At 67.8% G+C, this 11,667-nt stretch carries 11 protein-coding genes and 1 pseudogene; 5 read left to right on the top strand and 7 right to left on the bottom strand.

Translation table 11 applies throughout. The features are described 5' to 3' along the window. Positions 1-8: 8 nt before the first annotated feature. Genes FPY90_RS08835 through FPY90_RS08845 form a run of 3 tightly spaced genes read right to left on the bottom strand, consistent with a single transcriptional unit; the run spans position 9 to position 3,303 of the window. On the bottom strand, positions 9-725 hold the full coding sequence (locus tag FPY90_RS08835) for an NUDIX hydrolase (protein WP_498685059.1): 717 nt from the start codon (positions 723-725) through the stop codon (positions 9-11). Then, the gene (gene nth, locus FPY90_RS08840; protein ID WP_498685061.1) at positions 722-1,507 is read right to left on the bottom strand and encodes an endonuclease III; all 786 of its coding nucleotides are present in this window, start codon (positions 1,505-1,507) and stop codon (positions 722-724) included. The genes FPY90_RS08835 and nth overlap by 4 nt, the downstream gene beginning before the upstream one ends. A gap of 2 nt (positions 1,508-1,509) precedes the next feature. Then, positions 1,510-3,303, bottom strand: a complete 1,794-nt coding sequence (locus FPY90_RS08845) for a hypothetical protein (protein ID WP_498685062.1) — start codon at positions 3,301-3,303, stop codon at positions 1,510-1,512. Positions 3,304-3,709: 406 nt separating this feature from the next. Between FPY90_RS08845 and acs the strand changes: the two genes are divergently transcribed. From acs to FPY90_RS08865, 4 genes and pseudogenes are all read left to right on the top strand, one after another. Beyond that, positions 3,710-5,695, top strand: coding sequence for an acetate--CoA ligase (gene acs / locus FPY90_RS08850; protein ID WP_498685066.1), 1,986 nt, complete (start codon positions 3,710-3,712; stop codon positions 5,693-5,695). 123 nt (positions 5,696-5,818) lie between these two features. Next, positions 5,819-6,271 carry a type II 3-dehydroquinate dehydratase gene (gene aroQ, locus FPY90_RS08855; protein WP_498685068.1) on the top strand — a complete coding sequence of 151 codons (453 nt, stop codon included), beginning with the start codon at positions 5,819-5,821 and terminating at the stop codon, positions 6,269-6,271. 53 nt (positions 6,272-6,324) lie between these two features. Continuing rightward, positions 6,325-6,633, top strand: a complete 309-nt coding sequence (locus FPY90_RS08860) for an MmcQ/YjbR family DNA-binding protein (RefSeq protein ID WP_498685069.1) — start codon at positions 6,325-6,327, stop codon at positions 6,631-6,633. Positions 6,634-6,789: 156 nt separating this feature from the next. Then, positions 6,790-7,578 (top strand): annotated as a pseudogene (locus tag FPY90_RS08865) (DUF2332 domain-containing protein); the annotation flags it as partial. A 249-nt stretch (positions 7,579-7,827) separates the two neighbouring features. Here FPY90_RS08865 and FPY90_RS08870 read toward each other — a convergent pair. After that, a complete protein-coding gene (locus FPY90_RS08870; RefSeq protein ID WP_498685071.1) occupies positions 7,828-9,012 on the bottom strand; it encodes a MarP family serine protease in 1,185 nt (394 codons plus the stop codon). Between the two features lie 209 nt (positions 9,013-9,221). On the opposite strand from FPY90_RS08870, the gene FPY90_RS08875 reads away from it, so the two are divergent. Further along, a complete protein-coding gene (locus tag FPY90_RS08875) occupies positions 9,222-9,899 on the top strand; it encodes a Crp/Fnr family transcriptional regulator (protein ID WP_113761716.1) in 678 nt (225 codons plus the stop codon). Positions 9,900-10,021: 122 nt separating this feature from the next. On the opposite strand, the gene FPY90_RS08880 is transcribed toward FPY90_RS08875, so the two are convergent. From FPY90_RS08880 to sp36, 3 genes are read right to left on the bottom strand one after another with little or no spacing between them, the layout of a single operon-like run. Next, entirely contained in the window at positions 10,022-10,954 is a 933-nt protein-coding gene (locus tag FPY90_RS08880) for an NUDIX hydrolase (protein WP_498685557.1), read from the bottom strand. A gap of 40 nt (positions 10,955-10,994) precedes the next feature. Beyond that, positions 10,995-11,471 (bottom strand): RidA family protein, encoded by a 477-nt coding sequence (locus FPY90_RS08885; protein ID WP_498685073.1) that lies wholly within the window; start codon positions 11,469-11,471, stop codon positions 10,995-10,997. A gap of 21 nt (positions 11,472-11,492) precedes the next feature. Then, a complete protein-coding gene (sp36, locus tag FPY90_RS08890; RefSeq protein WP_181578252.1) occupies positions 11,493-11,648 on the bottom strand; it encodes a Sp36 family protein in 156 nt (51 codons plus the stop codon). Between the last annotated feature and the right edge of the window lie 19 nt (positions 11,649-11,667).

An 11,667-nucleotide genomic window follows, 5' to 3' on the forward strand; every position in this document is an offset into this window, starting at 1 on the left:
GGGCGGTGTCAGCTAGAGCGCCGGTCGCCGACGTGGATCGGCACCTCGCGGCCCTCGTCCCAGGGCACGGTCCAGCCCAGGTCGTTGAAGATCCGATCCAGCAGGATCCCGGTGAAGCCCCAGATGAAGCCGCCGTCCACGTCGAAGGCCGGTGCGGAAAAGCGCTGCCCGTCGCGCTCCACGACCGAGGAGACCCGGTTGTGGGGGTCCAGCAGGTCGGCCACCGGGGCGCGGAAGACCGTGGAGGACTCCGCGGTGTCAACCACGAACACCTCCGAGGGTGCGTGCCACCAGCCGATGACCGGGGTGACGATGAAGTTGGTGATGGGCAGCTCCGCGTCGGGCAGCACGCCCAGGATCTCCACGCCGTCCGGGTCCAGCCCGGTCTCCTCGCGCGCCTCGCGCAGCGCCGCGGCGATCGCGTCCTGGTCCTCGTCATCGACCTTGCCGCCGGGGAAGGCCACCTGCCCGGCGTGCTTGCGCAGCGTGTCCGCCCGGGTCACGAAGAGCACGTCCAGGTCCTCGTGCACCGACTTGACCTCGCTGGTGGCCGGCACGTCGTCGAGCCGCCCGAAGAGGATCAGCACCGCCGCGTGCCTGGCCGTCTCCGGGTCCAGCGGGTTGAACACCCAGGTTTCGGGCATCTTGGTCGCGTCCTGGGTTCCGTTGCCCACCAGGTGCGACTTGGCCGCGATCATCTCCAGCAGTTCCGTGCGCACGCTCATGCTTCCAGCCCGTAACCTTGTGCGCGCAGCTCCCGGCGGGTCGCCCCGGCGCGCATCTTTTCCAGCAGGTCTTCGCGCCCCGGCGCCAGCTCGTACTTGAGCAGCTTGGCGGCCTTGGCCTCGTCGGTCTCGCCCTCCCCGTAGGCGGGGCAGAGCGTGGTCAGCGGGCAGGCGCCGCAGGCGGGCTTGCGGGCCAGGCAGATGCGCCGGCCGTGGAAGACCACCCGGTGGCTGAGCATGGTCCAGTCCGCCGGCCCGAACAGCTCCGCCACGGCGTGCTCGATCTTCACCGGGTCCGTTTCCGTGGTCCAGCCAAAGCGCCGCGCAAGGCGGATGAAGTGGGTGTCCACGGTGATCCCCGGGACCCCGAAGGCGTTGCCAAGCACCACGTTGGCGGTCTTGCGCCCCACCCCGGCCAGCGTGACCAGGTCCTCGAGCCGTCCGGGGACCACCCCGTCGTATTCGTCGACGATCCGGGTGGACAGGGCCAGCAGCGAGGTCGCCTTCGCGCGGAAGAACCCGGTGGGACGGATCAGCTCCTGCAGCGCCTCCGGCTCGGCCTGGCTCATGGCCAGCGGGTCGGGATAGGCGGCAAAGAGCGCCGGGGTGATCGCGTTGACCCGCACATCGGTGGTCTGCGCGGAGAGCACCGTGGCCACCAGCAGCTCGAAGGCGTTGGTGAAGTCCAGTTCCGCGACCGCGTACGGGTAGGTCTCGGCCAGGATCCGGTTGATCTTCCGCGCCCGGCGCTTGCGCCCCAGCGCCGTCTCTTGCACTGCCATGCCTACTTGTCCGGGAATTGCAGGTCGTCGAGGTCGCGCAGCACCGCGGGGCGTCCCTCGGCGAGGTTGATGAGGTACTCCGTGCCGCGGTCCTCCAGGCACAGGATCCATTTGCCGGGGTTCAGCGTCGCAAGCATGGTGCCGTTGACCGGGTGAAAGACCGGGCGCGAGTGGTTCAACGCGAACCAGAAGCTGGCGGGCTCCGGATCGGCCGCGGCAACCTCGGCCCGGGCCCCGAAGGACGACTCGGCCTCGGCCTTGGCGCGCTCGGCGGCGGCGCGGTGCGCGTCGATCTCGGTGCGCGAGATCGCGGCCGTGGCCTTGATGTCGCCGGCCCGCGGAACGGCCATGGTGGCCGGGTTCGGGTTTCCGGCCGCCGGGACGGCGGATTCCGCGGCGGCGGGCTTTGGGGCGGCAGGCTCGGCGGCAACGGGCGCGGAGTCGTTGGCGGGCTTGGCCTCGGCTGCTGCTTCGTTCGCCGTCTCCGGGTGGACTGCGGCGTCCGCGCCTGCGGCCTGCGCGAGGTCCCGGCCGGGTTCGGGGGCGTCCTGGCCGACAGCGTTCGGGCCCGGGGCGGCCGGTTCCGGCTTCCGGATCGATGCAGGTTCGCCCGTGCCGGTGCCGGACTTGGCTGCGCCGGCCCCGGGCATCGGGACGTTCACTTCAGCGGCATTGCCGTCACCCGTGCCGGGAGCCGCCTTTGCGTCCGGGTTCTCGTTGCTGCCGGTCGATGGCTTGGAATCGGTTTCCGTGGCCCGTGCGGCATCGGCAGCCTCGCCTGCTTCCGCGGACTTGGCGCTGCCCGGTTCCGGTTCGTTGGCCGAGGCCCCGGCGCGGGAACCATCGACGATGGGGGCTTCCGTGGCTGGTACCGGAGGGGTGTCCTGGCCCGGGGCCGGTGCGTCGGTGTCGGACACGTTGGATCCGGAGGCCGGTGCCCGGCCGGCATCCTTGGTGAACGGCGCGTGGTCGGACTTGTTCGCTGCGCCATCCGCTGCGCCATCCGTGGCGCCGGTGGCCGAAGCCGAAGCCGGGGCGGATGCTTCGGAAGAGGCGGCTGCGCTCGAGGCAGCAGCAGCGGCTGTGGAAGCACCGGCTGCGGACGCGCCGGCCTTCTGTGCCGGAACCGCAGCGGGTGCGGCCCCGCGGCGCGCCTCGTCCTTGCCCGTCACCGGCATGCCCGGGCGGTTTGCGCCATGGGCCGTCGGAGTGGCCGGGGCACCGGCGCTGCTGGCGCCGAAGCTTTCCGGCTCGGCCGACGCGGCGGCAGCGGACGCCTTCGCGGCCGGAGTCGCCGCCGCCAGGACGTCGGAACCCAGCACGGTTTCGCCGCCGGAAACGAAGTCGCGGCGGAAGGCCCCGAGGTAGCTGGCCAGCGTCGTGCCGGCGATCATGGCCAGCGCCCCGACGAGCCCGATCAGGTAGGCCGGGGACATGGAAGCCACGTAGGAGTTGAAGAAGTAGGCGGCGGCAAACAGCGACACAACCGATCCGGCCTGGTCAAGGCTCAGCGACCCGATGCGCACCCGGGTGCGCCCGGTGAGCCGTCGCCAGGTGAACCCGGCGGCGACCAGCAGCGGCAGCAACAGCGAGACCAGCAGGTGGAAGGGCAGGCCCGGGAAGATCCACATGTTCACCGAGACGGCCTTGGTCCACGGGATGGGGACCAGCGAACCCACCAGCACCAGCAGCCCGCCGAGGATGACGAACCCGTCGCGCATCGTCAGCGGCCCCAGAACAGCCTTGGGCGTGCGCCCTGGCGTCGAACCCTCTGCCTTGGTATGCACCTTGTCCATGTGAAGACCCCGCTTCTTGTTCGTGTTTCTTCCTTGGCCCTGCATCGGCGCCCGGACGGCTTGCGCTTCGACCGGTTGCGCCTTGTAGTCAAGGCTAGCTACAACCTTATCCGTGCCGCCGTCCAACGGACGCGATTCGGCGCACCGCGAATACCGGCCGTGTTACGCCATCGTCCGCCAAGGTCTTATCCGGGTTCGGCCCGACGCCCCGGCGGCGCCGTTCCCGGGGAAGATTCCGGGGTCCGAAGGCCCGGGCGCCGGCAACCATTGATCGTGAATATTTGCCGCTCAACGCACAATCACCACCCCTCCACTGTCATACTTGTGACGGGTCACACTGGGGGAAGCCCCGCGGCTGTAACCTGAATCACCAGACCCCACTTTAGTTGTTGGAAGGACCAAAACCGTGTCGGACACCCATACCTCCACGCTTGACAACCTCTCGCACGAGACGCGTGCCTTTGCCCCGAGCGCCGAGTTCGTGGCCAATGCCATCGGCAAGCCGGAACAGTACGAGGCGGCCAACGCCGACCGCCTGGGCTACTGGGCCGAGACGGCCCGCAAGGTGCTGACCTGGGACACCGACTTCACCGAGGTCCTCGACTGGTCCGGCGCCCCGGTGGCCAAGTGGTTCGCCGACGGCAAGGTCAACGCCGCCTACAACGCGCTGGACCGCCACGTCGAAAACGGGCTCGGTGACCGCGTGGCCATCCACTTCGAGGGCGAGCCGGGCGACACCCGCTCCTACACCTACGCACAGCTCACCGATGCGGTGAAGCAGGCGGCCAACGCCTTCGAGTCCCTCGGCGTGGCCAAGGGCGACCGCGTCGCCGTCTACCTGCCGATGATCCCGGAGGCCGTGATCACCATGCTGGCCTGCGCCCGCATCGGCGCGATCCACTCGGTGGTCTTCGGCGGCTTCTCCGCCGACGCGCTGCGCTCCCGCGTCGACGACGCCGAGGCCAAGCTCGTGGTCACCGCCGACGGCACCTGGCGCCGCGGCAAGCCCTCGGCCCTGAAGCCGGCCGTCGACGAGGCCCTCGCGGCCCCCGGCCACACCGTGCAGAACGTGCTGGTGGTCAAGCGCAACGGGCAGGACGTCGCCTGGAACGATTCGCTGGACAAATGGTGGAGCGATGTCGTTGAGACCGCCTCCACCGAGCACACCGCCGTGGGCCACGAATCCGAGCACCCGCTCTTCGTGCTCTACACCTCCGGCACCACCGGCAAGCCCAAGGGCATCATCCACACCACCGGCGGCTACCTGGTCCAGGCCGCGGCCACGCACCGCGACACCTTCGACCTGCACCCCGAGTCGGACGTGTTCTGGTGCACCGCCGACATCGGCTGGGTCACCGGCCACACCTACGTCACCTACGCCCCGCTGATCAACGGCGCCACCCAGGTCATGTACGAAGGCACCCCCGATTCCCCGCACCAGGGCCGCTGGTGGGAAATCGTGGCCAAGTACGGGGTGACCATCCTGTACACCGCCCCCACCGCCATCCGCACCTTCATGAAGTGGGGCCGGCAGATCCCGGACTCCTACGACCTGTCCTCGCTGCGCCTGCTCGGCTCGGTGGGCGAACCCATCAACCCCGAGGCGTGGATGTGGTACCGCGAGGTCATCGGCACCAACAACGGAGCCAACGGGGAAAAGAAGGAACACCCGACCCCGATCGTTGACACCTGGTGGCAGACCGAGACCGGCGCGCACATGATCGCCCCGCTGCCCGGCGTCACCGCCACCAAGCCCGGCTCCGCGCAGACCCCGGTCCCGGGCATCACCGTGGACGTCGTCGACGAGGCCGGCGAGTCCGTGGGCAACGGCGAGGGCGGCTTCCTGGTCATCCGCGACCCCTGGCCGGGGATGCTGCGCGGCATCTGGGGCGACATGGACCGCTACAAGGAGACCTACTGGTCCCGCTTCGAGGGCATGTACTTCGCCGGGGACGGTGCCAAGAAGGACGAGGACGGGGACATCTGGCTGCTGGGCCGCGTGGACGACGTCATGAACGTCTCCGGGCACCGCCTGTCCACCACCGAGATCGAATCCTCCCTGGTCGCCCACCCGTACGTGGCCGAGGCCGCCGTGGTCGGGGCCAAGGACGAGACCACCGGCGAGGCAGTTGTCGCATTCGTGATCCTGCAGATCGAACCCGAGGCCGGCGAGGACGTCGTCGCCACGCTGCGGGCCCACGTGGCCAAGGACATCGGCCCGATCGCCAAGCCGCGCCACATCCTGGTGGTCCCGGAGCTGCCCAAGACCCGTTCGGGCAAGATCATGCGCCGCCTGCTCAAGGACGTCGCCGAGGGCCGCGAGGTCGGGGACTCCACCACGCTGGCGGACAACACCGTGATGGCGCAGATCGCCGACTCGATGCGCAAGTAGCACCGCGCCACCCGCCGGCGGGCGGGGGAAGGCCCGCGGGCCGTCCCCCGCCCGCCGCGTCATTTAACGCAAACCCGGCTTGCCGCCGCGGCCCGCCCCGCCCCGGTTGCCTAAGCTGGAGGCATGAGTGAAAAAACACCTGCGCGCATCCTGGTCCTCAACGGCCCGAACCTGAACCTCCTGGGCACCCGGGAACCGGAGATCTACGGGCACGAGACCCTGAAAGACGTCGAGGAGCTGTGCCGTGCCGCCGCCGCCAAGGCAGGCTTCGAGGTCGACTTCCTGCAGTCGAACCACGAGGGCGCGCTGATCGACGCGATCCACGCCGCCCGCGGGCAGGTCGCCGGCATCGTGATCAACCCCGGTGCCTTCACCCACACCTCCGTTGCCCTGGCCGACGCCATTTCCGGGGTGCAGCTGCCGGCCATCGAGGTGCACATTTCCAACGTCCACAAGCGCGAGGCTTTCCGCCACCACTCCTACATCTCCCCCGTGGCCGCCTCCATCATTGTGGGCGCGGGCGTCAACGGCTATGTCCTGGGCGTGCAGCAACTGATCCACCTCGCCTCCCGGTAGCCGGGTCCCCCGGCCCCTGTTCGAGGTGCCTGCCGGCTGGGTAGTGTGTGGAGATGAGCACCGAAGACGACGTCCGCCGGCTGTGCCTGGCCCTTCCCGGCGTCACCGAAAGGATGAGCTGGCAGCGGCCGGCCTGGGTCGCCGCAACGCTGATGGCCCGCATCTGGGACGACGGCGTGCTCACCGTCAAGACCACCGAGCGGGAGGCGCTGGTGGCCATGGAACCCGGTACCTATTTCTGGACGCCGCACCATGAACGATCACCGTTGCTGGTGCTGCTGCGGCTCGAGCTCGTCGATACCGCGCAGCTCCACGAGCTGCTGGTCGAGTCCCACCGGCTAGCCGGCGGCGCCCGCCAATGAGAGCACGGCTCCGGGCGTGCACCGCGCCGGGTCGGTGCCCGGGGAACCCTTCGCGCCGGAAACGACCCCCTTGTGCCACGGGGTGGTTCCGGGCGAAGCTGGAGACGAACGCAGCATCCCAGGCACCCGTTGGATCCGGCGACGTAAGGCACGAACGTGAGCAACCAGGCAACGGAAAGCACAGCTTCCCTCTACCGTGACTACGCGCGCCGCTGGTTCCCCGGCCACAGCGAACTCTATGTCCAGTGGGCAACGGGCCTGGCCACCAGCCCGGAATTGCTGGCCTTGGTTTCCGCACTGCCCGAACCCAAGCGCCAGCCGAACCTGGTCTTTGCCTCCGCCCGCTTCCACGGCTGCCCCGACGAGCCGTTCGGGGTCCTGGAAACGTACCTCGCCGCGCACTGGTCAGGGATCCGCGCGGTCATCATGACCCATGCAACCCAGACCAACGAGGCGGCCCGCTGCGCCACGCTGCTGCCGGCGCTGGGACTGGTCGCCGCCCAGGAGCAGCGTCCGCTGGCGCTGATCGAGGTCGGCCCCTCCGCCGGATTGTGCCTGCTGCCGGACTTGTACTCGTATTCCTACGACGGGGCCGCGCCGTTCGGGAACGGATCCCCGCTGCTGCGCTGCTCGACCACCGGCAATCCCCCGCTGCCGCGGCAGCTGCCGGAGATCGCCTGGCGGGCAGGGGTGGACCTGAATCCGCTCGACGGCACCGATCCCGACACCGTGGCATGGCTGCGGGCCCTGGTCTGGCCCGGGCAGGCAGAGCGCCTGGAACGGCTGGATGCGGCACTGGGCACGCTGGCCGCGTTGAAGTCCGGTGCCCTGCAGGCCTCGGCCGGTCCGCCGCTGTTGCTGGCCGGGGACCTGAACGAATGCATCGCCGACCTGGTGGATGCCGCGCCCAAGCACGCGGTTCCGGTGGTCATGCACTCGGCGGTGCTCGCCTACCTGGACCAAGCCCAGCGCGTCCGCTTCGCCGACACCGTCGCAGCGCTGGGCTGCCTTGGATCTCCAACGAGTCGTTCTTCATGGATGCGGCGAACCAGACCAGGGCGGGGACCGACACCAACTACTTCACCCTGGCCCTGGACCGGGTTCCGCTGGCCCGCACCGGACAGCACGGGTCCGAACTCCACTGGCTCTGACCCGCGGCGTTTCCGCCGGGTCGGGCCCTGGCCGACATGGCCCCTAGTGCGGGGAGCAGGCCCCGGTGGGCACCGGTTCGCGGGAGGAAGCGGACTTGTCCAGTGCCGCGTTGATCTCGTCGAGCGCCAACGCGTAACCGACCTCGGCACCGCCCTTGGCCTTGGCGAAGACCATGCCCACGACCCTGCCGGAGGAGTCGAGCAGCGGCCCGCCGGAGTTGCCCTGCTCGACATCCCCGGCCAGCTGGTAGATGCGCAACGGTGCCGGTTCGGCCCCGTAGATGTTCTGGATCGAAATGGTGCTCAGGGACTCGACGACCGCGCCCATGGCGCGGAAGGAACCGCCGCCGGGATAGCCCAGGAATGCCGCGGTGTCACCGCGTCCCAGGTCCTTGCCGAACTCCAGCGGTTCCAGCCCAAGCTCAGGCACCGCCAGCACGGCGATGTCGGCCACGGAGTCGAAGTACACGACATTGCCCGAAAGCACCCGCCCGTCCTGCGTGGTCACCGACGGTTCGCTGATTCCGGCCACCACGTGCGCGTTGGTCAGCACGCGGTCCGAAGCGAACACGAAGCCGGTCCCGGATTGGTTGACGCCGCAGGCGTAGGCGGTGCCAATGATCTTGACCACCGACCCGGCGGCCGCGTCGACACCGGCACCCAGCGATTCGGCCTCGGGCACCTCGATGGGCACCTTCGGGGCGAAGGGCTCGAGGAGTTCGGGGATGGTCTGGCCCATGACCTGCGCGCGGGCCTGGGTGACGAAGTTGGTGATCGGCTTCGGGGTCCAGGTCTGGATCGCGGTCAACACCCGCGAATCGGCGACCTGCTGGGACACCCACGGCACGCCCATGGTGGCGGCCGAAAGGGCGATGGCGGAGATGACCAAGGCGGCCATCAGGGTGTTGGCCAGGCCGCCTAGGAGCCGGTCAAAGGACTTCAGGACCGGGAAGTTCAGCCATAAGCGGATTCTTGCCCCGATGGCCATGCCGATTCCCTGGCCGATCAGGATGAAGATCAGTCCGGAGGCCACAATCCAGAAGATTCGCCATCCGGGGTTGGCCACCCAGGTGGAAACCAGGGGGATTCCGTAAAACGCGGCGATGCCGCCGGCAAGGAAACCAATGATCGCCCCGAGCGTGACAAAGAAGCCTTTACGCAGGCCAGAGGCCAAAAAGCTGATCAAGGAAACGATGAGCAACAGGTCCAACCATGTCAATCCCAACATTCAGTTTGGACTCCCACTCTTCATACCGTGCTGCACGGCCCAAACCAAGGCCCCAAAACACTATCTGCTGCCCCGAGTCTAGTCCGGGGCGGCCTCCGTTCCCCGCGATTCTAACCACATTTGGCCCTATTTGGCGTGTGGAAGCTGTCACATGGGCCAACCGTACGGCACAATTAGGTGAGCGCTAACGACAGTTGACAGGAGATTTTATGGACATCGAGGTACTGCGCCGAGCACCACTCTTCGCTTCATTGGGCGACGAGGTGTTCTCTGCATTGACTGAAGAACTAACTGAAGTGGATCTGTCCCGTGGTGCTTCGGTATTCCGCGAGGGCGACCAGGGCGACCAGCTCTACTTCATCGTTTCGGGCAAGATCAAGCTGGGCCGCACCTCTTCCGATGGACGTGAAAACCTCATTGCGGTCCTCGGCCCGGGCGAATTGTTCGGCGAGATGGCACTGTTCGATCCGAGCCCGCGCAACGCCACGGCAACGGCAGTCTCTGAGACTCGCCTTGCCGGCCTGCGTCACGAAAACCTGCGCAAGGTCATCCTGACCAGCCCGGAGGTTTCGGTCCAGTTGCTGCAGGCTCTGGCTTCGCGCCTTCGCCGCACCAACGAGTCGCTGGCCGACCTGGTCTTCTCCGACGTTCCGGGACGTGTCGCCAAGGCGCTCCTGGATCTGGCCGACCGTTTCGGTCGTCCGGCAACGGACGGCATCCTGGTTGCCCACGAACTGACGCAGGAAGAACTGGCCCAGCTGGTGGGCGCCTCGCGCGAAACCGTGAACAAGGCCCTGGCCGAGTTCGTGCAGCGTGGTTGGTTGCGTCTTGAGGCACGCGCCGTCGTGATCCTGGACATCCAGCGTTTGCGCCAGCGTTCACGCTAAATACGCAACCGTGCACTAACGGGTGTGGCGGGGTTCCCCTTCGAAGGGGAACCCCGCCACACCCGTTTAAGCCTCGAGCATTGATCTATCTTTAGGGGCCGCGTGCCGGAAGCCGCTGGTGCTCAGCGGCCGCGTCCCAGGCCGCCGCCCTCGGCGGCGGTCGTGGTGGTGACATCCAAGTAGAACTTCCCGCCCACCTGGACGAGTTCCGGATGGTAGCTCTTCAACTCGCGCCGCACCGAGAGATAGGCGACGGTGCCACGGGTGGAGGCAATCTTTTCCAGGAAGACCTCCACGGCCGGCGTGGTGATCATGCTCAAGGGCAGGCCCTTGGTGTCCGGTGCCCCCGCTGCGTCGCCCAGCGCGGTGGTGTTGCGTTGGGCGATGACTTCGGAGGCCACCTGCCAGGTGGCCCAGATGCCCTTGCCGCGCAACAGCGACGGTTCTTGGCGCACGGGCAGCGCCGCGGCAAAGTAGCGGGTGTCAAAGCGCCGCAGCGCAAAGTTCGGGGAGATCCAGTGCGAGAGCGGCCGCAACAGATCGGTGCGCAGGCCCAGCCCGCGCTTGGCCAACACGTCCGAAAGCGACTTGTCCTGGCCCGCAACCGCCTCTCGCACGGCCATCCAATCCTCGCTGTCGCAGTTTTCCACGACGGAGAGTTCGTCGGTGCCCGCCAAAAGCACACCGGTTTCCTCGAAGAGCTCGCGGATGGCACACACGATGTGTGCCCGAACCAGTCGCTGGTCAAGGATGCCCAGGCGTTTTGACCACTCGGAGAGCGTCGGGCCGTACCAGGGAATGTCGCGTTCGTCGTCGGCTTCCAGGCTCCCGCCGGGAAAGGCGACACTCCCGAGCGGAGAACCGCCCGGACGATATCCGAGGTAAGTTTCGACACCTTTTGGGGAGTCGCGGATCAGCACCACCGATGAGGCGCGCCTCACGGCCCGGGGCGTGCGGCTTCCAAAGGAAACCCAATTTTCTGCAGCGTCATATTGCGCCGGCGGCAGGTCAAAAAGCCGGCGCAGCAGCCCCGTGGACGGATTGCGCGGTTTCACCGCGGGAATCTCGTTCACGGGGCCGCCGATGTCGTGCTGGTTAGGCAAATTCGACAATCAGTTCAACCTCGACCGGGGCGTCCAACGGCAGGGCAGCGACGCCGACCGCCGAACGGGCGTGCACACCCTTGTCACCAAGCACGGCACCGAGGAATTCGGAGGCACCGTTGATGACGGCCGGCTGGCCGGTGAAGGACGGGTCCGAGGCCACGAAGCCAACGACCTTGACCACGCGGACAATGCGATCCAGGTCCCCGATGACGTCCTTGATGGCTGCCAGTGCGTTCAGCGCGCAGGCCTGTGCCTGGCCGGCTGCGACCTCGGCCGAAACCGCGGCTCCGACCTTTCCTGTGGCTGTGAGTTCCCCGTTAATAAAAGGCAGCTGACCCGAGGTGTAAACCAGGTTGCCGGTGATGGTTGCCGGCACGTATGCGGCCACGGGTGCGACGACGGCGGGGAGGGCGTGGCCGAGCTCGGCCAGGCGCGCCTCTACTGCTGAAGAAGTCTCTTGTTGCATGGGTAATTCTCGTTTCTGTGATTAGGCCTTGGGGCGCTTGAGGTAAGCGACCGGGGCATTTCCATTGGGTCCGGGAACGACGGCAACAAGCTCCCAGCCGTCGTCTCCCCACTGATCCAGGATCTGCTTCGTGGCGTGAATAATGAGCGGCAAAGTGGCGTACTCCCATTTGGTCATAACCGATACGTTAGCGCGT

The organism is Arthrobacter sp. C2, from assembly GCA_024207135.1.
GTDB lineage: Bacteria > Actinomycetota > Actinomycetes > Actinomycetales > Micrococcaceae > Paeniglutamicibacter.

Excerpts from the sequence above, each read along its gene's own strand:
- FPY90_RS08835 (WP_498685059.1), bottom strand. The coding sequence starts at position 725 with ATGAGCGTGCGCACGGAACTGCTGGAGATGATCGCGGCCAAGTCGCAC.
- nth (WP_498685061.1), bottom strand. The coding sequence starts at position 1,507 with ATGGCAGTGCAAGAGACGGCGCTGGGGCGCAAGCGCCGGGCGCGGAAG.
- FPY90_RS08845 (WP_498685062.1), bottom strand. The coding sequence starts at position 3,303 with ATGGACAAGGTGCATACCAAGGCAGAGGGTTCGACGCCAGGGCGCACG.
- aroQ (WP_498685068.1), top strand. The coding sequence starts at position 5,819 with ATGAGTGAAAAAACACCTGCGCGCATCCTGGTCCTCAACGGCCCGAAC.
- FPY90_RS08860 (WP_498685069.1), top strand. The coding sequence starts at position 6,325 with ATGAGCACCGAAGACGACGTCCGCCGGCTGTGCCTGGCCCTTCCCGGC.
- FPY90_RS08870 (WP_498685071.1), bottom strand. The coding sequence starts at position 9,012 with ATGTTGGGATTGACATGGTTGGACCTGTTGCTCATCGTTTCCTTGATC.
- FPY90_RS08875 (WP_113761716.1), top strand. The coding sequence starts at position 9,222 with ATGGACATCGAGGTACTGCGCCGAGCACCACTCTTCGCTTCATTGGGC.
- FPY90_RS08885 (WP_498685073.1), bottom strand. The coding sequence starts at position 11,471 with ATGCAACAAGAGACTTCTTCAGCAGTAGAGGCGCGCCTGGCCGAGCTC.
- sp36 (WP_181578252.1), bottom strand. The coding sequence starts at position 11,648 with ATGACCAAATGGGAGTACGCCACTTTGCCGCTCATTATTCACGCCACG.